General features: G+C 52.7%; 19 protein-coding genes. 9 read left to right on the top strand and 10 right to left on the bottom strand.

The annotated features are described in order from the left end of the window. Positions 1–58: 58 nt before the first annotated feature. The 6 genes from ACTG3Z_RS15130 to ACTG3Z_RS15105 are packed head-to-tail and all read right to left on the bottom strand — an operon-like array spanning position 59 to position 6,584. Positions 59–538, bottom strand: a complete 480-nt coding sequence (locus ACTG3Z_RS15130) for a hypothetical protein (RefSeq protein ID WP_439143869.1) — start codon at positions 536–538, stop codon at positions 59–61. Further along, positions 535–2,688, bottom strand: coding sequence for an efflux RND transporter permease subunit (locus ACTG3Z_RS15125; RefSeq protein ID WP_439143868.1), 2,154 nt, complete (start codon positions 2,686–2,688; stop codon positions 535–537). Before ACTG3Z_RS15125 ends, ACTG3Z_RS15130 begins: the two co-directional genes overlap by 4 nt. Positions 2,689–2,690: 2 nt before the next feature. Further along, a complete protein-coding gene (locus ACTG3Z_RS15120; RefSeq protein WP_439143892.1) occupies positions 2,691–3,188 on the bottom strand; it encodes an isoprenylcysteine carboxyl methyltransferase family protein in 498 nt (165 codons plus the stop codon). Beyond that, complete coding sequence (locus tag ACTG3Z_RS15115; protein ID WP_439143867.1) at positions 3,188–4,252, bottom strand: type III polyketide synthase; 1,065 nt, start codon at positions 4,250–4,252, stop codon at positions 3,188–3,190. The genes ACTG3Z_RS15120 and ACTG3Z_RS15115 overlap by 1 nt, the downstream gene beginning before the upstream one ends. 35 nt (positions 4,253–4,287) lie before the next feature. After that, a complete protein-coding gene (locus ACTG3Z_RS15110) occupies positions 4,288–5,919 on the bottom strand; it encodes an alpha-D-glucose phosphate-specific phosphoglucomutase (protein WP_439143866.1) in 1,632 nt (543 codons plus the stop codon). 26 nt (positions 5,920–5,945) lie between these two features. Beyond that, positions 5,946–6,584, bottom strand: coding sequence for a glutathione S-transferase (locus ACTG3Z_RS15105; RefSeq protein ID WP_439143865.1), 639 nt, complete (start codon positions 6,582–6,584; stop codon positions 5,946–5,948). 105 nt (positions 6,585–6,689) lie between these two features. Between ACTG3Z_RS15105 and ACTG3Z_RS15100 the strand changes: the two genes are divergently transcribed. Then, positions 6,690–7,697, top strand: a complete 1,008-nt coding sequence (locus tag ACTG3Z_RS15100; RefSeq protein ID WP_439143864.1) for a class 1 fructose-bisphosphatase — start codon at positions 6,690–6,692, stop codon at positions 7,695–7,697. On the opposite strand, the gene ACTG3Z_RS15095 is transcribed toward ACTG3Z_RS15100, so the two are convergent. Beyond that, entirely contained in the window at positions 7,694–9,124 is a 1,431-nt protein-coding gene (locus ACTG3Z_RS15095) for a DUF6880 family protein (RefSeq protein WP_439143863.1), read from the bottom strand. The genes ACTG3Z_RS15100 and ACTG3Z_RS15095 overlap by 4 nt on opposite strands. Before the next feature lie 34 nt (positions 9,125–9,158). Beyond that, positions 9,159–9,374, bottom strand: a complete 216-nt coding sequence (locus tag ACTG3Z_RS15090) for a DUF2805 domain-containing protein (RefSeq protein WP_439143862.1) — start codon at positions 9,372–9,374, stop codon at positions 9,159–9,161. Positions 9,375–9,449: 75 nt separating this feature from the next. Between ACTG3Z_RS15090 and ACTG3Z_RS15085 the strand changes: the two genes are divergently transcribed. The 3 genes from ACTG3Z_RS15085 to ACTG3Z_RS15075 all read left to right on the top strand — a co-directional run bounded on the left by ACTG3Z_RS15085 (position 9,450) and on the right by ACTG3Z_RS15075 (position 13,214). Then, positions 9,450–10,805, top strand: a complete 1,356-nt coding sequence (locus tag ACTG3Z_RS15085; RefSeq protein WP_439143861.1) for an MmgE/PrpD family protein — start codon at positions 9,450–9,452, stop codon at positions 10,803–10,805. A gap of 72 nt (positions 10,806–10,877) precedes the next feature. Next, a complete protein-coding gene (locus ACTG3Z_RS15080) occupies positions 10,878–11,831 on the top strand; it encodes a formylglycine-generating enzyme family protein (RefSeq protein ID WP_439143860.1) in 954 nt (317 codons plus the stop codon). A 60-nt stretch (positions 11,832–11,891) separates the two neighbouring features. Continuing rightward, positions 11,892–13,214, top strand: a complete 1,323-nt coding sequence (locus ACTG3Z_RS15075) for a cytochrome-c peroxidase (RefSeq protein WP_439143859.1) — start codon at positions 11,892–11,894, stop codon at positions 13,212–13,214. Here the strand turns inward: ACTG3Z_RS15075 and ACTG3Z_RS15070 are convergent, their stop codons facing one another. Continuing rightward, the gene (locus tag ACTG3Z_RS15070) at positions 13,215–14,702 is read right to left on the bottom strand and encodes a CRTAC1 family protein (protein WP_439143858.1); all 1,488 of its coding nucleotides are present in this window, start codon (positions 14,700–14,702) and stop codon (positions 13,215–13,217) included. It abuts the gene before it with no gap. Then, positions 14,699–15,958: an ROK family protein gene (locus ACTG3Z_RS15065; RefSeq protein ID WP_439143857.1), complete on the bottom strand. Its 1,260-nt coding sequence runs from the start codon at positions 15,956–15,958 to the stop codon at positions 14,699–14,701. Before ACTG3Z_RS15065 ends, ACTG3Z_RS15070 begins: the two co-directional genes overlap by 4 nt. A 204-nt stretch (positions 15,959–16,162) precedes the next feature. Between ACTG3Z_RS15065 and ACTG3Z_RS15060 the strand changes: the two genes are divergently transcribed. The 5 genes from ACTG3Z_RS15060 to ACTG3Z_RS15040 form a co-directional block, all read left to right on the top strand. Beyond that, on the top strand, positions 16,163–17,191 hold the full coding sequence (locus tag ACTG3Z_RS15060; protein WP_439143856.1) for a substrate-binding domain-containing protein: 1,029 nt from the start codon (positions 16,163–16,165) through the stop codon (positions 17,189–17,191). A 161-nt stretch (positions 17,192–17,352) separates the two neighbouring features. Continuing rightward, positions 17,353–18,684: a sugar ABC transporter permease gene (locus ACTG3Z_RS15055; RefSeq protein WP_439143855.1), complete on the top strand. Its 1,332-nt coding sequence runs from the start codon at positions 17,353–17,355 to the stop codon at positions 18,682–18,684. A gap of 11 nt (positions 18,685–18,695) precedes the next feature. Continuing rightward, positions 18,696–19,460, top strand: a complete 765-nt coding sequence (locus ACTG3Z_RS15050) for an ATP-binding cassette domain-containing protein (protein ID WP_375266036.1) — start codon at positions 18,696–18,698, stop codon at positions 19,458–19,460. After that, positions 19,460–20,896 (top strand): xylulokinase, encoded by a 1,437-nt coding sequence (xylB, locus tag ACTG3Z_RS15045; protein WP_439143854.1) that lies wholly within the window; start codon positions 19,460–19,462, stop codon positions 20,894–20,896. The genes ACTG3Z_RS15050 and xylB overlap by 1 nt, the downstream gene beginning before the upstream one ends. 1 nt (position 20,897) lies before the next feature. Then, a partial coding sequence (locus ACTG3Z_RS15040; protein ID WP_439143853.1) for a xylose isomerase occupies positions 20,898–21,799 on the top strand: 902 nt, incomplete at its 3' end.

Genomic DNA, 21,799 nt, shown 5'->3' with positions numbered 1-21,799 from the left:
CCCGTCTCGGCAAGCCGAGCCTCCCCGGGATATTTATGGAAAGAGGAAGCGATTAAGGTTAACGCGAGAACGTGATGTCGGACATCATTGCATTTGTATTCGTTCTGTCCGTCGCCCGTAGGCGAAGCCCATCAGAGGACACGCGCCATTCGACATTTTGCGCAATATCGCGGCCTGTTTCTGGATCTGTCGCGCGAAATGTGAACGCCAAGATGTCATCACGTTGAACGCCGTTGATACGAACAGAGCCTAGCCCATCTGGGTTGAACCAATGCCCTGTGATTTTTTCTGAGCCTGCTTCACGTCTGATTTCACCGGACAAGGTCAATTTGCGCCCAGGCACAACGCAGCGCCCCTTAATCGTAAGAGTGTTGGCGTCGTACGCATTCTTGAGACGACAGCGAACCGTTTCTTGCGGACCGCCAAGCATTTCGCGCGCCCAGCCAGACCCACTCCACGCACCTTGCATATCAACCATAGGATCCGCCAAAGCGCTGCCACTCAGAAGCAACCAAACGCATGTTATAAATCGCATCATATTTTGGATCCTCGAGCCGTCAAAAGCGCAGGCAGCAAAAGCAAATCAAACAGCAACGCAGCCCAAAGCGTGATGATCATCATGCCCCCAAACAACCGGATTGGAAAGAAGCCGGAAATCATTGTGATGGCCAAACCAAACGTAAGCAACACTGTGGTCAGCACCATGATCTGCCCCGCAGAACCCGTCGCCGAAAGCACAGCTGCGTGGGGTGAATCTCCGCGCGCACGCGCTTCAAAGAAACGGTTGAGAAAATGAACACTATCATCAATTGCAATGCCAAAAGAAATCGTCAGAGCCAGAACAGCCGTTGGCGATAATTGACCTGATGCCCATAAGTGCAAAGACGCGCCCGTTACCATCAAGGGCAACACATTTGGCACCAACAACAGCGGAAACAAACGCAATGAACCAAACGCCAGCGCCACCACAAACGTGGCCCCTAGGGACGCAATAACCAATCCCAATGACAGTTGGGAAATCAAACTGACTGCTTCTTGGCGCATCAGGCTTGGCAGACCATAAATGCGCGCAGCACCTCCAGCTTTCGCCGTATCGTAAAGTGTATCGAAGAGGATGGCAGCGTCTGCACTACGCATAGGCTCTGGCACAGAAACAAAGATACGCGTTATGTCCTCATCAGGGCGAAGCTGGGCAAGCACTTCATCAGGAACCAGCGCGAGCTCATCCGAAGTTGGCCTGCCTTCAATACCCAGCCAGCGCGCCACATTCACTGTTGATAAAACGGCCTCATTCCCGGCAAGATCCGTGAGCGCATCGACCACCACTTCTGACTCTGCCCAATCGCCTTCCATCTCGACAATCATTTGGAAAACACCGCCAAAATCATCAGAAATCGCGTCATTTACTTGTACGGTTTCGCTTCCTGAGGGCAGATTTTGATAAAGCGGGAACCAAGCTTTGGTTTGCTGAAAGCCATAAACAGAACACACCAACAGCAACGCGCCTGAAACGATAAATGTCTTTGGAGCTGCCAAAGATATACGCGACAACTGTTGTGCAAAGACACCCGTAAAGCGCGGCGCTGCTCCGACGCTTGGACGCATAAAGATTGCCAAAATCGCGAAGGTCGAAATTGTGACGACAAACGCCAACAACGTTCCCAGACCGCCGAGCACCGCAAAATCAAAAAGCTGCGCGTTGCGTGTGACCATAATGCTGGTGAAGGCCAGTGCGGTCGTGATCGCGGTCAATGCGCAAGCGGGGCCTATGCGCAAAATCGTTTCGCGCGGACTGTCCCCTGTTGTTTTCAAATGACCAGCCAAGTGAACGCCGTCTGCGACACCCAGAACAAGCAGTAAAATCGGAATCACATTGCTCAAAACAGTGATCGGATGGCCGAGCCAAACAGACAATGCCAACACGCTAGCAGCACTTAGAAGTGCCGGAATTACAGCAAGTAAAACCATCTTTAGATCACGCAACAGGACCAGTGCGGCAAAACCAACAAGCAAAGCGCCCCAAAGATTGAGCCGGATCAAATCTGATTTAAGACCCGTGACAATCTCATGGCTGATTACCTCTTCTCCCGTGATGTGAGCGATGACATGTGACGGCACAGCCGCAACCACCTCGGCCTGCAATTGAGGCAGGATCGCGCCAATCTCAGCGACATTCATATCCACGCGCACCCCGACAAGCATCGTTGTCTGTGAGCCGTTCAAAAATGTTGGCAATCCTGTCCTAAGCGCACGAAACCGTGAAAGATCGTCGTTATACTTCTCTGAAATCTCTGTGCCAAATACAGGTGCCCCATTTGGTGCCGTGTCACTTGGTGAAAACCGCAATGCGAAAGGAGAAATCACGCTTTCCACCCCATCCAAAAACTCCAGATCGAGGGCAAGATCACGCAAATCCGACACGTCTTGCGACGAGAAGGCACGCTCAGATTGGAGGTGGATCAGAACTGTGCTGATGTCAGACTTTTGCTCTGCGCGATAATTCAGTTGCGCTTGGGATAGTTCACTATCACTGAAAAATGCGCCGTGGATGTCGTTCTCAAACCGCAGGTTTGGCAAACTCACTGCAATCAAAAGGGCCAGCGCAAACAGCATAGTCGCAGCAATTTTGGGCCACCTTAGAACAAGCAGACCAATCCGCTCTGCGCCAAAACCAATCCCTAGCGCCATGGTTATTTTGTCCGCAACTGTTCAAGCGCTTTGTCTTCGACCCCAATGCGCACATAGAGCATGGCCGCATTCAACATGGTAAAGATCGCCGCGACCCAGAAAAGTCCCAAAACCATTGGCGCAACGATGATTTCAGCGACGACCAGCGTGTAGTTAGGGTGCTTGAGATATTTGAAAGGCCCGGCAACGACCAAAGGTTCTGGCAAAATAATGACCCGCGTTGTCCAACGTGAACCAAGCGTGCCAAGGATCCAAACACGCAACACCTGCAACACAGCAAAGAGCGCAAGCCAACCGTATGAGACATTTTCATCATAGCCCAAAAACAACAGGCACGCGATCCAAAGACTGTGCATTCCAACCATGACGGGGTAATGCTCTGCACCGACCTCATAGGCCCCTTTTTCAATCAAACGCGCTGTGTTGCGCTTGGCGATCATCAACTCGCTAAGGCGCTGAACAATAATAAAGCTTAGAAACAGGAACGTTGCAGTTTCCATCATAGTGCCCCTTCTGAGACATGGAGCGGTAAGTAGGATGCGGTAAAGCCGGGACCAAGTGCGCAAGCCATCATGCGGCCGCGCGCGCCGCTGTCTAACACTTTCTTTAGAACGAACAAAACAGTTGGTGCTGACATGTTGCCAGCTTCGCGCAAGGTTGCGCGCTCCGCGTCTAAGCTGCCATTGGGCAACTCCATCGCTTGCTCAATCGCGTCAACAACTTTCGCGCCACCGGGATGACAGACATAGCGATCAATCGCGCTGTGCGTCAGCCCGGATGCCGTCAATGCGCCTTGAGTAGCTTGTGCAAACTCACTTTGGACAAAGGCAGGAATAGATCGGTCAAACACCACACCAAAGCCCGCTTCATCCACATCCCACCCCATAATAGCAAGCGTGTCGGGCCAAATCTTTTGATAACCCTGATCAAGTTCGACGCGCGTTTTTCCAACGGGCGTTTCTGTACTCAAACAGGCAGCGGCAGAACCATCACCGAACAAAGCAGTCGCTATGATATCGGCTTTTTGCAAACGATCTGCACGAAACGAAAGCGAACATGTTTCTATCACGACCAGCAATACTTTCGTACCGTGTCTTGCCTTGGCCAAAGACTGGGCAACCGAAAGCCCAGTCACCCCGCCTGCACAACCCAAACCAAACAAGGGAACCCGCATGATATCGTCGCGAAACCCCATGTCGTCGAAAACCTGCGCTTCAAGTGTCGGTGTCGCAATACCTGTCGAAGACACCGTTACAACGCAGTCCACCTCTTCGCTCTGCCAACATGCGTCGCGCAACGCTGCCCGCGCCGCATCAATGAACATAGCTTTTGCACCCTCAATGAAGGCAACGTTGCGATCCACCCATCCATGTTCTTCAGAGAACCAATCAATTGGCACGACTGAGTACCGACGATCAATACCCGCTGTCGCAAAGCTTTTCGAAAGGCGGTCAAACTGCGGGTATTTCGAGCCAAAAATTATACCAGCACGTTCACGTACTTCATCTTGCGTCAGAACATGCGGTGGGAGCGCTGTCGATAATCCGTGCAAAAAGACAGGCATCACGCCTCCTCAACCTAAGTGCGAATAAGTAGTTTTTAAGTAATCACATCTGGTTCAATCCGGCCGATCATAGACTGCATATCGCTTAAATCAAAAGCTGCATTTCGCACGTTTTCCAATGCAACTTGGGGATCCAAATCAATCGCGCCATCACTGCCCGAATATTGCTCAAGATAAAGCCGAAGCGTCGCACCTTCGGTCCCCGTTCCGGAGAGACGAAAAACAGCGCGCGCACCAGTTTCAAATGAGATTCGAACGCCTTGGTTGCGACTTACGGACCCATCAACAGGGTCGTTATAGGAAAAATCATCTGCGCTTTTGACGATCATTCCATTCACGCTTTGACCGGCGAGATCGGGAAGCTTCGCTCGAAGGGTGCCCATCAAGGCGTCTGCCCTATCACTTGCAACGGCTTCGAAATCATAGCGCGAATAATAATCACGCCCGAACGTCTGCCAGTGATCCATGACAATCTCTTTTACCGTCTGTTTTCTCACGGCAAGAATGTTGAGCCAGAGCAAAATCGCCCAAAGTCCATCCTTTTCACGTACGTGATCAGAACCTGTGCCAGCGCTTTCCTCACCACAAAGCGTAACCTTGCCAGAATCGAGCAGATTGCCGAAAAACTTCCAACCTGTTGGCGTTTCATAGGAGCCAACACCAAGTTTTTCAGCGACCCGATCGCTCGCTCCGCTGGTTGGCATGGAGCGCGCGATCCCGGCAAGACCCTTCGCATAAGCAGGCGCAAGATGGGCATTCGCCGCCAATACCGCGAGGCTGTCTGAGGGCGTAACATAAGCCCCTTTGCCAACGATCATATTGCGATCACCGTCGCCGTCCGAAGCTGCACCGATATCAGGCGCATCGCCAGACATCATCAAATCCATCAAGTCTTTGGCCCAGATCGGGTTTGGATCAGGATGTCCCTTGCCAAAATCCTCAAGCGGGACACCATTAACGACCGTCCCTTTGGGCGCGCCTAGGGCACCTTCTAAAATCGCATGTCCATAAGGGCCAGTCACCGCGTGCATTGCATCAAACCGCATGGTGAAACCACTGGCAAACATCGCGCGGATCGCGTCGAAATCAAACAGCGTTTCCATTAACTCTTGATAGCTATGAACGGGATCCACGACATTCACGCTCATCGCGCCGAGGCTTTGCTCACCCAACGCCTCAAGGTCCAGATCGGGGCTCTCCACGATTTTCAACTCTTTGATATTCAAAGTCGCGTCAAAGATTTTTGCCGTCAGCCCCTCAGGCGCAGGTCCGCCGTTTTGACCATTATACTTTACGCCAAAATCTTCATCTATGCCGCCGGGATTGTGGCTTGCCGAAAGTATGAACCCGCCGTCAGCCTTGCCCAAACGGATCAAATGGGACGCAGCAGGCGTTGATAAAATGCCACCTTGCCCAACCGTAACATGCGCCGCCCCATTTGCAGCCGCCATTTTCAGAATAATCTGGATCGCATCTTTGTTGAAGTAACGTCCATCACCCCCGACGACAAAACGCTTGCCACTCGCACCACCAATCGCATCAAAGGTCGCTTGGATGAAATTCTCCAAGTAGTTGCGTTCCATAAAGACACGGGTCTTTTTGCGCAGCCCCGATGTTCCGGGTTTTTGGCCTTCAATTGGGGTCGTTGGGCGAACTTCGATACGCATTGTCACTCCTCATGTCTTTGGAATGTCTAAGCTTGCACATCTCCGAACCAAAGCAAAGGATCTCCCGCGTGCCACATGCGATACTTATACATAATCGACGCAAATCTTTCGGACGCTAAGAACTGATCTAGCCATTTACGCAGGCTTTTGAATGCATCCATGTCAAAGCGCGCGCGATCTATGTGCGCAAATTGTCGAATAAACGGAAAAATCGCAAGATCCGCGAGGGTGATGTCAGAACCACAAAGATACGGGCCTTCATCCAAACGTGCGCCGAGAAGATCAAGAAACGGCTGAGCCCTTGCCCGCTCTGCTTCAGGATCAGTGCCATAGCGGCTCACGTATTTCGTACGATCGAGCGCAGTCTTAAAAGGCCCATCGCAGTGTTCAATCAGCGCAAGCCCATAAGCCGGACACTTTAGTAAATTTTCCGGATCATTTTGCGCCAACGCCCAGCGCATCACATCAAGGGATTCTTCAATAACAAGGTCACCGACAACAAGCACTGGTACAGTACCCTTGGGTGACGCCGCCAAAAATTCAGGGGCTTTATCACGCAGCACAATTTCACGATGTTCAGGTCGCAGACCTGCCGACGCAATCGCGAGCCGCGCGCGCATTGCATAAGGACACCGACGAAAACTGTATAGGACAGGCACACTCATGCCCTGTATTGCCACGCCCCATCAAGCAACTGCAAGCGTGACACCCGCGCGGCGTGTGATAAAGCTCTGATCAAGACTATCAAATATCGCCGCAGGAGAGACCAAATGCTCGAAACAAACATGACCTTCCGCCAATTCCTGCTGCACGATTACCGGCACGAAGGGCTGGAGAAAGATCTGGTTTTTCTGCTTGAGGATATTGCGACCGCCTGTGCAATCATTTCAAATCACGTGAGAGACGGCGCATTCAAAGGAAACCTTGGCGTTGCAGGCAGCACCAACGTCCAAGGCGAAGACCAAAAGCAACTCGATGTCATCGCCGACGAGGAATTCATTCGCCATTGTAGCAACTGCAGCCGCGTTGCCGCGCTCGTGTCTGAAGAGGTTGATGAAGTACATTGGCTTAAAAAGGAAACCAAAGCAGGCGATTACATTGTGTATTTCGACCCGTTGGACGGCTCTTCCAATCTTGATGTGAACCTCTCTGTCGGTTCCATCTTCTCTATCGTTCAAATTGCGGAACCAATTGATACCAGCACTGACGCCTCGGTGCTTATCAAAGGAAGCGAACAAATTTGTGCGGGCTATTCTGTTTATGGACCCTCTACATCCTTGGTCATAACGACAGGCCACGGCGTGAATGGCTTCACCCATCAGCAAGGAACGGGAGAGTTTCGTCTGACGTTTAAAGACATGACAATCCCCGAAACCACGAAAGAGTTTGCGATCAATGCCTCACGCTATCGGCTGTGGGAGGAGCCCATCCGCGCATATTTCGATGAGTGCCTCGCAGGCGTAGAAGGCCCGCGCGCGAGCAATACAAACATGCGCTGGACCGCCTCAATGGTCGCGGATATCCACCGTATTTTGACGCGCGGTGGCGTATTTTTGTATCCGCAAGATGAAGGCAATCGTGCAACTGGCGGCAAGTTACGTTTGATGTATGAAGCCAATCCGATGGGCTTCATCGTAGAGCAAGCTGGCGGCAGCGCTTCTACAGGGACGCAGCGAATTCTGGATGTCACGCCGACGTCACACCATCAACGCGTGCCTGTCATTATGGGCTCGAAAGACGAAGTTGCGCGCATTGATGCGTTTCACACAAAGAGTTAGGCGTTCACTTTTGCCCAGAACGCAAGTTTGCGCTCATGTCGTGTTTCCAATTTTTTCACATAGGCATCATGGGTATCAAACCCATGATACTCTGTGATGTCCCCGTCTACGGACACGCAATCCGCTAGATGATCTGCCGCATGCCCGTATCTGGACGCGCGGCCATGGTCTAAAGCGAAATCTATCATTGCGCGCCACAAAAGCGTTGCAGCCAACGGGTAACGCGTGCGCAATTGCTCTGCCGCAGGGGCGAGTTGGAAATACCGGTCACCATCAAGTTCGCGCGCGCGCGTCAGAACAAGTTGCGCCGCTGTTAACAAATCGGGCCACTGCAAACAGAACTCCAAAGCAGGCGAAATATTAGGATAGGTTAGGACATGTGCCTTTGCTTTGTCTTCAGCTTCCACATCTTCAAAATCAGGTAAGCCTTTAAGGTAGCTGCGTAAATGCTGAGGATTCAGAGTTGTCTCAAAGCACTGCCAGCGATGTGCTTGCGCCTCCTCTTCGCGGCCCAAAGCGACAAGCGCCGCAAGATAGGCGCTGTCCCAAGCTTGCTTTTCAGCGCCATTTACAAAACTGTCAGCCGCTTCCAGCAGTTCCAAAGCCTCCTCTGCTCTGTCGTCGTCGATCCATAACAACGCAACCTCAGCCGCAATATCAGGCCGCTGTAAATCAGTGTCAGAATATTGATCGATATAGGCATCTGTATCACCGCTGACTGCGGCAATTTCTTGCAGCAATTCTTTGACAAACGCTGCTTTGCGGTCCGCCTCATAACTTTCGCTGCCGCGCAATTGGCGCAGAAACTGAATGGCATCGTGATCCTGCGTGTTTTGTTCGACCGGCGCATCTGCGTGCGCTTGGATGTGTGTGCGCAAGTTACTTAGCCCACTCTCGCCCAGCGCGTCAGTTGTCAGTAATATGACACCATCCCACTGACCATAATCATTATCTTGCAACGCAATCCAAACACGATCCGCCAGCGTCTTGGGGTCGATCACCGCGCGCGGCGCAATGTCTTCAAGCTGTTCCAACGCTTGCTCAAACACTTCGCCTACGCCACCGCGACTGTCGTCCACGCGTTGATAAATTGACGGGGCCATTTCGATAAAATCCCACAATAGATCAAACGCCAATGTCGGTTCATCAGGGGCGATCTTATCGGTGATCATCGACAGTTGGGTATCAAGATCTTTGATAAATGTTTTGCGTTTGCGCCAGCCCACATAGCTTTTCGATTTACGCAAAGACGCGAGACGCTTGCGCACCTCATGCGCCAATTCAGAAGCCCCCAAGTTGTGCACCAGCTCAAAACGCAAACGGCGTTTGATATCTGCGCTTCCTGCGCTGACCTCCATCAAGAGGTCCGCCAAACGTTGCGCGCCAAGCGCTTCTAAATTGGATGTATTCAGGGTCTTTTTTGACATGCCCTATGCTCTCACGTCCAGCGCGGGGCGCAAGCTATTTATATTGGGCGCGGCGATCACCAAAGCTTCGCACACGGCGGCGCCATGCTTTGTAACTGCCTGTCTTCAAAGTATCGCGCATCAACGCTTTCACTTGCTTTTCGCCGATCCCGTACTCACGCTGGATATCCGTGAAACTCACGTGATCAGACAGCGCCATTTGCACGATTTCACTGACGTGCGCGTCGGGGAGAGAGATTGTTTTGCTCATGCAATGCGAACTAGATGCTTGCGCGACAAAAGCAAGTTGGCCCAGTGTGGTTTCTAAGGCCACTGGGAATGATAGATGACAAAAGACTTCGCTACGTTTGCAACAGATCTTACCTTTGAGGATCTGCCTCAGGACATGATCAAATTACTCAGACGCAGTTTTCTCGACACGTTAGGCGTGGCCGCGATTGGTGCGCAAACGGAAATGTCGCTTATCGCGCGTCGCGGGGCCTTGGCGATGTTTGGCGCGGGCACCGCTGGCGATAGCCGTATTCTTATGGATGGCAGACGCCTGAGCCCTGCTGGTGCCGCAATGGCGGGTGCCTTCATGATCGACAGCATTGATGCGCATGACGGCACCACGCCAAACAAAGGGCACGCAGGTTCTGCTATTTTTCCGGCGCTACTGGCAGTCGCAGATACCATGCGCCAGAATGGCACCCAGTTCAGTGGTCAAGATTTCGCGCTCTGGCTCGCGCTCGCCTATGAAATCAGCTACCGCGCCGGCCAAGTGCAGCACGCATCCTGCTCTGACTATCACACATCAGGCGCGTGGACGGCCGTCGGCGTTGCAGCAGTTATCGCACGCATGATCGGATGTGACTCAAATCAAATCCGACACGCTGCGGGCATCGGGGAATATCACGGACCGCGCAGCCAGATGATGCGATGTATCGATTTTCCGACAATGTTGCGTGATGGTGTTGGTTGGGGCGCACCCTCTGGTGTGACAGCCGCTTATCTTGCGCGCGAAGGTTTCACTGGCGCGCCCGCGCTCACCTGTGACAGCGAAGAAGCTGCCCCCTATTGGAGCGATCTTGGCACACGCTGGCTGACCCTAGAGCACACGCATTATAAGCTTTACCCATGTTGCCGTTGGGCGCATTCCTCTATCGATGGTGCGCAAAAACTCATGCACGATCACGGGCTGCAACATACCGATATTGCGCAGGTCGAAATTCGCACATTCCACTATGCGACGCGCCTTGCGGGGTATGAGCCAAAAACGCTGGATGAATTCAGCTACTCAATCGCTTTCCCTGTCGCCACGATGATTGTTCGGGATGAAATTGGACCGAATGAGCTAACCCCTCAGACCCTGCTCGATCCTGAAATCCTTCGGATCAGTCGCGCGACCACGCTGATTGATGATGATGAAATGACGGCCCGTAGCATCGAAAAACGCTGGGCCGCTGTGACGCTAATTCTGTGCGATGGCACACGAATTGAGGGCGACGCAATGACACCACGTGGTGATGTAGATCAACCCGCAAGCGACGCTGAAATAAGCGCGAAGTTCCATCTGTTTGCTGATGACACGTTAGGCAGGGCGCGCGCGGACGAGATCGAAACACTTTGCGGCAGGTTTGATGACCTTGATAGCGTGGGCTTTGAGCGGTTGCTGGATCTGGCGTTAAGCGCTCCTGAATGACGATGGAGGCAACATAGCTCTGTTGCAGCAGAGAACTTCGATCTAAACTAGCTGCACTCTAGGATTATCGATATGACCACCGCCGAACACCCCAAATCTTGCTGCACACCGAACCGACCTTTAGGCATTCAAACGTCAGCTGAGCAGATCAAGACTAACCAACAAGCCTTTGACAGGTACAAAGCGGCTGCCATCGCGGTAGCGGGTGGGACGGGTCTGTTGGGAACCGCGCTCGCCTCAATTGCAAACGATGGCGAAGCGCCCTTGCGTAAAACCCGCATCAAGCCCTTTCGGATAAGCGCCACAACCGTCACAAACGCTAAATTCAAGGCCTTTGTCGATGCCACGGGGTATATCACGGAAGCAGAACGCATCGGTTGGTCCTTTGTCTTTTGGGCGCAAGTTCCTGAGTCCATTGGCATGACCCAAGCTGTCCCTGAAGCGCAATGGTGGCGACGTGTGGATGGGGCCAACTGGCGTGATATCAACGGGCCTGACACGCAAAGTGAAGCATGGCACGCTGACCATCCCGTGGTGCAAATTTCTTGGAACGATGCACGCGCCTATTGCGATTGGGTTGGTGGGCGATTGCCGACAGAGGCAGAATGGGAACACGCTGCGCGGGGCGGACTAGGCGATGTAAAATTTCCGTGGGGCGACACGCTTCCCAATGACACAGACCATTTTCCTTGCAATATCTGGCAAGGGCGCTTTCCCGAAACCAACACTGCGCGTGATGGATATCACACCACTGCTCCAGCAAAATCGTATGAGCCAAATAACATCGGTCTCTACAATCTCGTCGGTAATGTTTGGGAATGGACATCAGAAAACTACAAAATCAAATCGCTCAAAAAAGATGTGCGTGCGCGATTGGCCCAGATGAAAGGGTTCAAACTCTCTAAAGGCGGCTCTTTCCTGTGTCATGCATCTTACTGCTTTCGTTATCGCATCGCAGCCCGCTCGGGCACGTCACCAGACAGCGCAACGACACATCATGGGTTTCGCGTCGTGTGGTCTGAATAAACGCGCCAGAGCGCACCAACTCTATTGTTGATCGAGCGGCACTCGCTTAAGCTTAAGCGTATGAAACTAAGTGCAACATTTGCCTCTTTGCTGGTATCGACAACATCGCTTTTGGCGGAGCCTTTGCCAGCGCCCCTAAGCGATGCTGACTTTGCAGCTGTGTCCATAGACGAAGCGCTTCTGGGTCAGTTGCTATTTTACGACCCGATCCTTTCAGGCAACAAGAACATCTCTTGCGCGACCTGCCACCACCCTGCTTTGGGCACATCAGATGGGCTTTCACTTTCTTTTGGGGACGGTGGAATTGGCTTTGCACAAGAGCGGCGCGCTGATCCAAACAACATGCCAGAAGAACGGATCCCTCGAAATTCGCCCGCTCTTTTCAATCTTGGGGCCCATGAATTCACAGTGCTGTTTCATGACGGCCGCCTAGAAGCAGATCCAAGCCAGCCCACAGGCATACGCACGCCAATGGGGGCGGACATGCTTGTGGGGTTTGACAACATTCTATCTGCGCAAACCATGTTCCCAGTGTTAAGCCGTGATGAAATGGCGGGGTCGTTTCGCGAAAATGAAGTCGGCCAACTCATCCGCCAAGGGATCATAACCGGACAAGGTGGCGCTTGGGATGTCTTGTCGCGACGCGTCGCAGATATCCCAGAGTATGCGGATCAATTCGCGGCGGTCTATCCTGAGATCAACACACCTGACGATATCGCCTTTACAGATATTTCAAACGCGATTGCCGCTTTTGTTTCTTTTGAGTGGCGTTCTGACACTGCCCCGTTTGATCAGCTTTTGCGCGGGCAAACCACCTTTGAGGGCGCCGCACAGGACGGGCTGGAATTGTTTTACGGTGAAGCTAACTGTTCCTCTTGTCATTCTGGGACGTTCCAAACGGATCACCAATTTCACGCAATGGCCTCGCCACAAATCGGACCGGGCAAGTCAGCAACGTTTGAAGATCACTACCGCGACGATGGTCGCTTTCGCGTGACGGGAAAGGAAAGCGATCGCTATGCGTTTCGCACCCCGTCCTTGCGCAACGTGATGCTGACCGCACCCTATGGTCATGCTGGTGCACACTCGGACATAACAGCCTTCCTCGAAAGCCACATCGATCCAGCCAAGGCGCTTGAATCTTATGACCGCTCACAAGCGCGTTTGCCGGACTATTCAGAGCAAGATTTCAACGTTTTGGATGATCCCGAACAGGTTCAAGCAATCGCAAATGCAGTGAAAGTCGCGCCCGTTGATCTAAGCGGCGACGACATCAAAGCTTTAATCGCTTTTTTGGAGAAACTGACCGATCCGGTCAGCATTGCCGGGCGTTTGGGTGTGCCCGAAACCGTTCCCAGCGGGTTAGAGGTGCTAAATCCCTAACTAGGGTTTGATTATTTTGTGTCTCGCACCGGCTTTGAGTGACCTTTCAGTTTGCGTGCCATCCGGCCAAGTCACGCGCACCTGCGCCATTTGTGCTGCGCCCAAGCCAAAGTGGCGCGGAAGGATCTGACCGCCCGCATGACCGCCGCCAATCACATGCTGCACAGATTGATCAACACCCTCTGCCGAGACCTCGATCACTGCGCCAATTGCATTGCGGTTACCGCCCACTTGCTCGAGCGAAACCGCGATCCAAGTGCCTGTCGCTGGCGTCACATTGCGATAAAGTTCCAGCGGAACACGACGATTGGACACGATCAAGTCAAGCCGACCATCCAGATCAAAATCGGCCAAAGCTGCGCCGCGTGAGCGATCCATACTCGCAACACCTGCAAATTGAGAAATTTCTCTAAAAGTACCATCCACTTGCTGCTGCAAGAGCGTATTTGGATCACGCATCGCCATGCTGGGCATTTGATCCACATTTCCTTTTGCAATGAACAAATCAACGCGGGCATCGTTATCGATATCACCAAATTCCGCGTGCCAACCCGTGGATGGACGCCCTTCATCGCCAACATGTGGACGGTGCGCATAGGTCCCAAATCCGAAGGGGGCAGCCTTGTAGCCGCCACCCTGAGTGGCGAATTGCAAAAGCTGATCGCCCATTGACGTCAGCATAACCTCATCAAGCCCATCGCCGTTCAAATCCCGACTCGCGATACCCATCCCCCACAGCGAAACACGTTTCCAGCCATCCTCTTCCCCCAAGAAACGCCGCTCTTTGATATCCCACATTTGCTCGCGCCCGCCGCGCACGTAGTAGTGGCGATCATTGGAAATCCTTAGCGTATCGCGGCCACGGGAATCCTTGGCAGCAAGCATTGAAAGGGAACAAAAGCCCGGCTGAAGGGTTTCTTTCAGATATCCGGTCTGAGCAGGGCGCAGAATTGCATTGGTATCGCAGGCCTCAAAAGGTCCCTTTGGGTCTTCGCGATCTACATAATTGCCAATCGCGAAAGTTGGTCTTTGATCACCCTCTTCCCACCAAGCGGTAAATGCCGTGCTCCACTGATCTGATACAGGCAGGCCAAAATCCTGGGTCGCATCTGTAAATGTGCAATCACCCCCCCCTTTCAGGAGCGTATTCGGTCCGGCGCGCAGAACAAATAGATCAAGAAACCCATCGGCATCCACATCAATGGGATAGGCACCCGTGACACCGGTCAGTTCAGGAATAACCCGAGGTTCAAAAGTGAACGCGCCTGTGTTGCGGATCAGCTGGGCGGGCTCAGTGCCACCCGCTGCGAAAATATCAGGGAGTTCATCGCCATCACAGTCAAACACCGCAAGGCCACCACCTACAAAATGCTCCCAACCACCGCTGTAGCTATGCTCGGGCAATGCGGACGAGCGGTTCTCGAACAACGGCTCGGCCGAAACCGTTCCGGTCAATAAAGCAAAACAGGCAAAGATTGCGCGTTTCATGCAGGCACCATCCCAATTCCACCGACAAGCCGGTCTGTTAAAGCCACAAGCGCCGGAACCGTTGCCCCGCGCGCCCAGAATTCATCGCCCCAAGCGTGCGCTTCTACTTGGCAAGGTTCTCGCGTGCTCGACAACGTGAGTTGTTGCATTTCATCCATCACCTCGGGTGCATAGAAGTAATCAAAGCGCATACAATCACCCGAAATAATGATCAAAGGCGGGTCAAACAGCTGAACAACATTCGACAATCCAATCGACAAAAAGCGCCCTGCCCTTTGGAAAACCATCTCTGAGGGCTGGTGCCCTGCCTTTGCTTTTTCAAACAATAGATCGAGCAGTTCATCCGCTTTTTTGTGCTGGATATTATCATGATCAAGCACGGTTAAGGCTTCGCGCGCCAAAGCATAGTCCCCCAAATACGCCTCAAGACATCCCCTTTGTCCGCAACGACATAACGCGCCGTCCAGCTGCACCTTTGTATGTCCAAGCTCTAGGCCAACGCCATGTGTTCCACGGTAAAGACGGTTGTTCAGAACAACACCCATTCCGACGCCATTCTCAATGGTGACAACCGCAAAATCAGTTTTGTCGCGCCCTTCGCCGAACCAAAGTTCAGCGAGCGTTAACATATTGGTATCATTATCCAAAAACATAGGAGCTGAGAATTTTGCCTCGAACGCACCGACGATATCAACGTTTACGTCGTTCAATAAAGAACACCAACTAATTCGGTTGTCAGACAGGTTTATAATCCCTGGTACACCCAGACCTACAGCGCCGATATCGCTTTCTTGCATACCAGCTTTGTCGATCACAATTTGGCATAGCTCAAACACCTCATCCAAAAGCGCATCAAGCGTGCGAATAGCACCTGTCGTTTGCAATTGCGCAGTGACTAAAACATCACCTGCGAAATCACACAACACTGCGGTATGTTGTTTGAACGATAGCTTGATACCAATCATGTAACTTGCTTCACGCACCACTTCCAAAGCCACTCGTGGACGGCCGCGCCCATGTTCGCGATCAGGTTCATCAACTTCTCGTAAAAACCCAGAATCGATCAAGTCAGCCGTCAGCGTGGTTGCGCTTGCCCCGCTGATGTTCAAAGATCGCGTAATATCGGCGCGTGCTGCACGACCAGCAGCTCGCACGCGCTCAAAAACTTGCTGTCGCAATGCCGGCAAGCGCGCGGCATCACCAGCTAATAAAGGGCCACAGCCTGAAGCTTGGTCTATCTGCGTAATATAATTCACTAGCTGAATTTATTCCCTGTATGCGGACCACATTCACAAGCGTACATCCGAGATCGCCCAGTAAAAAGGAAAATATTTTCAAGTAAACCCAAAATTTTTTAATTTTTATTTTGCAAATCAAATTTAATCGATACAAGTTACCTTTCATGCGAGTCACATGACTCGTCCTCAAGCGGTGCTTGGGGTTCTATTGGGAGGACTAAAATGAACAAACTTATAACGGCGGCAATCGTCGCGACGATTGGATTCAGCTCAGCTGCGCTCGCAGAAGGCAAGCGTATCGGCGTTTCTTGGGCTAGCTTTCAAGAAGAGCGCTGGAAAACAGACGAAGCAGCAATGGTTGCAGCGATCGAAGCCGCTGGAAACACATATGTATCTGCAGACGCGCAGTCATCTTCTGCAAAGCAGCTGACAGACATCGAAGCACTGATGAGCCAGGGCGTTGACGCACTTATCATCAACGCGTGGGACAAAGACGCAATCGGCCCAGCAATCGACGCAGCTGCGAACGAAGGCATTCCGATGATCGGCTATGACCGTCTGATCGAAGACGAGCGTACGTTCTACCTCACATTCGACAATGTTGGCGTTGGCCGCATCATCGCTGAGTCCGTGGTTGCAGTGCAGCCAAAGGGTAACTACGCAATCATCAAAGGCGATCCAGGCGATCCAAACGCAGGCTTTTTGCTTCAGGGGATGATGGAAGTCATCGGTGGTGCAGTTGAGTCCGGTGATATCGTGATTGCTGGCGAAAACTTCTCCGATAGCTGGAAGCCAGAAAATGCTCAGAAAAACATGGAGCAGATCCTCACAGCCAACGACAACAACATCGACGCTGTTCTGTCCCAGAACGACGGCATGGCAGGAGGCGTAGTCGCGGCACTTAGCGCACAGGGTCTTGTGATCCCAGTGGGTGGTCAAGACGGTGACTTGGCGGCGATCAACCGCGTTGCGCGTGGCACGCAGACTGTGTCTGTTTGGAAGAACGCAACAGACCTAGGTACTGCTGCTGGTCAGATCGCTTCTGCTTTGGCAGACGGCATGGCGATGACAGACATCGAAGGTGCAAGCATGTTCACAGGCGGAGAAAAGGGCACACCAGTTCCTTCCATCCTTCTGGATCCAACACCGCTTACAAAAGCAAACTTGAGCGTTGCGATTGACGCGGGTCACATCTCCAAAGAGCAAGCCTGCGAAGGCGCGATGGACGGTGTAGACGGTTGCGGCATGTAAGCTAACCCTTTGACAGCGCGCCCACAATCGGGCGCGCTGCCTTTCTTCTTTTTCAACAACTCCATAGTTGTACGTACGTCGTTCTGATCCTGAGTAAGGATCAAAACGCCAGCAAGCGTCGAGGTCGCCACCTTCGCTTGAGCCAGGGATTTAATGACATCATGACCGACACACCCGACACGTCTTCTGACCCACACGCGCCCAAAGAGCAGAATGTGAACCTGTTCCGAAAGTTCCTGAACGGGACAGAGATTGATACACGACTTCTTGGCATGTTTGGAGCGCTGGCTCTTATCTGGCTCGGATTTCATTTTTATGGGCTGATCTTTAAAGGCTTTGGCGCGATGCTTACACCGCGCAACTTGTGGAACCTCTCTGTTCAAACCTCATCCATCGGGATCATGGCGACAGGAATGGTTTTAGTCATCGTAACGCGTAACATTGACCTCTCGGTGGGTGCGCTTGTCGGTGTCACTGGCATGACTATGGGTATTTTGCAGGCCGAAATATTCCCGCAATACATCGGACTAGGCCACCCAATGATGTGGGTGATCACAGCCATTTGTGGTATTTCGCTGGGCGCTTTGATCGGTACATTCCATGGCTGGCTCATCGCCTATCGCGATATCCCCGCGTTTATTGTCACGCTTGGCGGTCTTCTGGTCTGGCGCGGAACTGCCTTTTTGGCAAACAATGGTAAAACCATTTCACCGCTGGATGACACGTTCAAGCTCCTCGGTGGCGGGCCTTACGGAACAATCGGTGCGACGGGTAGCTGGATCGTCGGTCTACTGGCCTGCGCTGTCATTATCTACATGCTGTACAACGGCCGCCGCAAACGTACGGTCCACGGTTTTGCAAAGCGTCCAATGTGGGGCGAGTTCACCGTCGGTGGACTATCTTGCGGCATGATCATTGGCGCAGTTCTTTTGGTTAACGCCTACCCTTGGCCGAAAGGGATTGTGAAACAGTACGCTGCTGCGAATAACATCACAGTACCCGAGGAAGGTCTGTTCATCAGTCATGGTTTCGCTATTCCGGTTCTTATCCTACTGACAGTCGGCATTTTGATGACGATCTTAGTCAATCGCACACGTTTTGGGCGCAACGTTTTCGCCATTGGCGGCAACCCGGAAGCGGCGGCGCTCGCGGGCATCAACGTAAAATGGATGACGTTGAAAATCTTTGCACTCATGGGGGCTTTGGCAGGCCTTGCGGGTGTTGTTGCCTCCGCGCGTCTTAACTCAGCGACCAACGCGCTTGGCCTCCTTGATGAGCTATACGTGATTGCGGCGGCTGTCATCGGTGGCACGTCGCTCGCAGGTGGTGTGGGCACGATTTACGGCGCAATCCTTGGCGCGCTGGTAATGCAGTCATTGCAATCAGGCATGGTCTTGATTGGCTTTGACACTTCGATCCAACAGATCGTGGTTGGCTCCGTGCTCGTCTTTGCCGTCTACCTCGACAATCTTTACCGCAAGCAAGCGAAATAAGGGGACCCACAATGTCACAAGAACGCACAGGAACCCCGCTCGTTGAAATGCGCGATATCTCGATCTCATTCGGTGGTATCCGCGCAGTCGATGGCGTGTCGCTGGACCTTTATCCTGGCGAAGTCGTTGGCTTGCTCGGTCACAACGGTGCTGGAAAATCGACGCTGATCAAATGCTTGTCAGGCGCTTACAAAGCGGACAGTGGCGACTTTTTCGTCGATGGCAAAAAAGCGACCATCAGCTCCCCGCGCGATAGCCGTGATCTGAACATTGAAACGATTTACCAAACACTTGCGCTTGCCGACAATCTTGATGCCGCCAGCAACTTGTTCTTGGGCCGTGAGATTACGACGCCCATGGGCTTTTTGGATGAAGGGCAGATGGAAGCGGAAACCCGCAAAATCATGGCGCGCTTGAATCCCAATTTCAAGAAGTTCAAAGAGCCGGTCTCGGCGCTGTCTGGTGGACAACGCCAATCTGTCGCGATTGCGCGGGCAGTCTATTTCAATGCGCGCATTCTAATCATGGATGAGCCGACAGCGGCCCTTGGGGTGCACGAAACGGAAATGGTCGCCTCACTTATCAAAGAGCTGAAGAACCAAGGTCTTGGTATCTTTCTGATTAGCCACGACACACGTGAAATGATGGATCTTTGTGACCGCGTCGCGGTAATGAAAAACGGTCAGCTTATCGGTAACGAGCGCGTCGAAGACGTGACTGAGGATGATATCCTGTCCATGATCATTATGGGTAAGAACCCCAAAGCCGCTGCGTAATGTATATTGGTCTTGATCTGGGCACGTCTTCCCTGAAGGCGATTTTGATCGACGATAGTCAAACCATTTTAGCGGAGCACGCCGTGTCTTTGGAGGTGGCGCGCCCGCAAGATGGTTGGTCTGAACAAGACCCTAGCCAATGGCTTATCGCGACAGACAGCGCAATAAGAGCCCTGAGTAAGCAAGTTGACCTATCCGCTGTGCGCGGCATTGGTCTGTCGGGTCACATGCACGGCGCGACATTGTTGAACAGCGCCGATCAAGTGCTGCGGCCCTGCATCCTTTGGAATGATACCCGTTCCGCAACTGAAGCAGATATGCTTGATGCTGATCCCCGGTTTCGCGCGCTATCAGGCAATATTGTCTTCGCGGGCTTCACAGCGCCCAAAGTTGTCTGGGTCAGGAATAATGAACCAGAGATATTCGCGCAGATCGCTAAGGTGTTGCTGCCAAAGGACTATCTGCGTCTTTATCTCATCGGTGATCACGTCGCAGAAATGTCGGATGCCGCCGGGACAAGCTGGCTTGATGTCGCAAAGCGCGATTGGTCTGATGACTTACTCGCGGCAACGGATCTTGACCGCACACACATGCCGACCCTCGTAGAAGGGTCGCAAAGTTCAGGCACGCTCAGAGACGCGCTTGCCGATGATTGGGGCCTTCCCAAAGGGGTCGTCGTGGCAGGTGGCGGTGGCGATAACGCAGCTTCCGCTATTGGCGCGGGGGTCGTTAGCAAAGGGGATGCTTTTGTCTCCCTTGGCACGTCAGGTGTTTTGTTCGCGGCTTCCGATGCGTACCAACCCGATGCCGCAAGCGCGGTGCATACATTTTGTCATGCGCTTCCAGAAACATGGCACCAAATGGGGGTCATTCTTGCAGCCACCGATGCGCTGCAATGGCTCTCTCGACTTACAGGACAAAGCGCTGCGGACTTGACCCAAGATCTTGGCCCTTTACAAGCCCCTTCGCGCGCGCTGTTCTTACCATATCTTGGCGGCGAGCGCACACCGCATAACAATCCTGCAATGCGCGGACAGTTCTTACATTTGGATCAAGCCACAGACGCACGCGCAGCCGCCCGCGCTGTGCTTGAGGGTGTCACATTTGCCTTCGCCGATTGTCACGATGCGCTGCGCTCCACCGGCACAGTGGTCGAACGCGCCCTCGCTCTGGGTGGAGGTGCAAAATCGGACTACTGGCTTAGCGCGATTGCGACGGCGCTAGATCTGCCTTTGATGCTTCCAAAGGCGGGTGATTTTGGTGCCGCCCTTGGCGCGGCACGGCTGGGCATGATGGCTGCAAACGATGTTGGCGTCGAAATCGCGACGCTCCCACCGATTGAGAAAACGATCTCGCCAGACCTTTCATTGTCTAGCGCATTTCAGGACACACACGCGCGCTACCGCGCGGCTTATTCCACGCTAAAGGATCTCTAAAATGACGGATTTTTTCAAAGGCATTCCCGCGATCACATATGAAGGCCGCGAGAGCGAAAATGATTTTGCCTTTCGTCACTATAATCCGGATGAAGTGATCATGGGCAAGCCGATGAAAGATCATCTTCGCTTCGCGGCAGCCTACTGGCATTCTTTTGCATGGCCTGGCGGCGACCCTTTTGGTGGTCAAACCTTTGAGCGCCCTTGGTTCGGTGACACGCTTAAGGATGCACGGCTCAAAGCCGACGTCGCCTTTGAGATGTTTGCCCTACTCGGCGTGCCCTACTTTTGTTTTCATGACGCGGATGTCCGCCCAGAAGGTTCAAGCTTTGCAGAAAGCACCAAAAATCTGGAAGCAATTGTCGATTACTTTGGTGAAAAGATGGATGCGACGGGGATCAAACTGCTCTGGGGCACGGCCAACCTCTTTTCGCACCGTCGTTTTATGTCAGGTGCAGCGACGAACCCCGACCCTGATATTTTTGCCTACTCTGCGGCGACAATCAAAACCTGCATGGACGCAACAATCAAACTGGGTGGTGAAAACTACGTTCTTTGGGGTGGCCGTGAAGGGTATGAGACCTTGCTGAACACTGACATGGGCCGCGAGCGCCAACAGGCGGGCCGAATGTTGCAAATGGTCGTCGATTACAAACACAAAATGGGCTTCAAAGGCGCGATCTTGATCGAACCGAAGCCACAAGAGCCGACAAAACACCAATATGACTACGACGTCGCAACGGTTTATGGCTTCCTGAAAGACTTCGGTCTTGAGGACGAAGTGCAGGTCAATATCGAGCAAGGTCATGCAATTTTGGCAGGTCATTCGTTTGAACATGAACTAGCCCTTGCGCGCGAACTGGGCATCTTCGGGTCCATCGATATGAACCGTAACGATTATCA

Origin of the sequence: Planktotalea sp., from assembly GCF_965659345.1 — a bacterium.
Taxonomy (GTDB): domain Bacteria; phylum Pseudomonadota; class Alphaproteobacteria; order Rhodobacterales; family Rhodobacteraceae; genus Planktotalea.
The sequence above is the reverse complement of the archived record's forward strand: the minus strand, read 5'-3'. Positions and strand labels throughout refer to the sequence as shown.

Excerpts from the sequence above, each read along its gene's own strand:
- xylB (WP_439143854.1), top strand. The coding sequence starts at position 19,460 with ATGTATATTGGTCTTGATCTGGGCACGTCTTCCCTGAAGGCGATTTTG.
- ACTG3Z_RS15130 (WP_439143869.1), bottom strand. The coding sequence starts at position 538 with ATGATGCGATTTATAACATGCGTTTGGTTGCTTCTGAGTGGCAGCGCT.
- ACTG3Z_RS15115 (WP_439143867.1), bottom strand. The coding sequence starts at position 4,252 with ATGCCTGTCTTTTTGCACGGATTATCGACAGCGCTCCCACCGCATGTT.
- ACTG3Z_RS15060 (WP_439143856.1), top strand. The coding sequence starts at position 16,163 with ATGAACAAACTTATAACGGCGGCAATCGTCGCGACGATTGGATTCAGC.
- ACTG3Z_RS15120 (WP_439143892.1), bottom strand. The coding sequence starts at position 3,188 with ATGGAAACTGCAACGTTCCTGTTTCTAAGCTTTATTATTGTTCAGCGC.
- ACTG3Z_RS15125 (WP_439143868.1), bottom strand. The coding sequence starts at position 2,688 with ATGGCGCTAGGGATTGGTTTTGGCGCAGAGCGGATTGGTCTGCTTGTT.
- ACTG3Z_RS15080 (WP_439143860.1), top strand. The coding sequence starts at position 10,878 with ATGACCACCGCCGAACACCCCAAATCTTGCTGCACACCGAACCGACCT.
- ACTG3Z_RS15075 (WP_439143859.1), top strand. The coding sequence starts at position 11,892 with ATGAAACTAAGTGCAACATTTGCCTCTTTGCTGGTATCGACAACATCG.
- ACTG3Z_RS15070 (WP_439143858.1), bottom strand. The coding sequence starts at position 14,702 with ATGAAACGCGCAATCTTTGCCTGTTTTGCTTTATTGACCGGAACGGTT.
- ACTG3Z_RS15105 (WP_439143865.1), bottom strand. The coding sequence starts at position 6,584 with ATGAGTGTGCCTGTCCTATACAGTTTTCGTCGGTGTCCTTATGCAATG.
- ACTG3Z_RS15085 (WP_439143861.1), top strand. The coding sequence starts at position 9,450 with ATGACAAAAGACTTCGCTACGTTTGCAACAGATCTTACCTTTGAGGAT.
- ACTG3Z_RS15110 (WP_439143866.1), bottom strand. The coding sequence starts at position 5,919 with ATGCGTATCGAAGTTCGCCCAACGACCCCAATTGAAGGCCAAAAACCC.
- ACTG3Z_RS15100 (WP_439143864.1), top strand. The coding sequence starts at position 6,690 with ATGCTCGAAACAAACATGACCTTCCGCCAATTCCTGCTGCACGATTAC.
- ACTG3Z_RS15055 (WP_439143855.1), top strand. The coding sequence starts at position 17,353 with ATGACCGACACACCCGACACGTCTTCTGACCCACACGCGCCCAAAGAG.
- ACTG3Z_RS15050 (WP_375266036.1), top strand. The coding sequence starts at position 18,696 with ATGTCACAAGAACGCACAGGAACCCCGCTCGTTGAAATGCGCGATATC.
- ACTG3Z_RS15095 (WP_439143863.1), bottom strand. The coding sequence starts at position 9,124 with ATGTCAAAAAAGACCCTGAATACATCCAATTTAGAAGCGCTTGGCGCG.
- ACTG3Z_RS15090 (WP_439143862.1), bottom strand. The coding sequence starts at position 9,374 with ATGAGCAAAACAATCTCTCTCCCCGACGCGCACGTCAGTGAAATCGTG.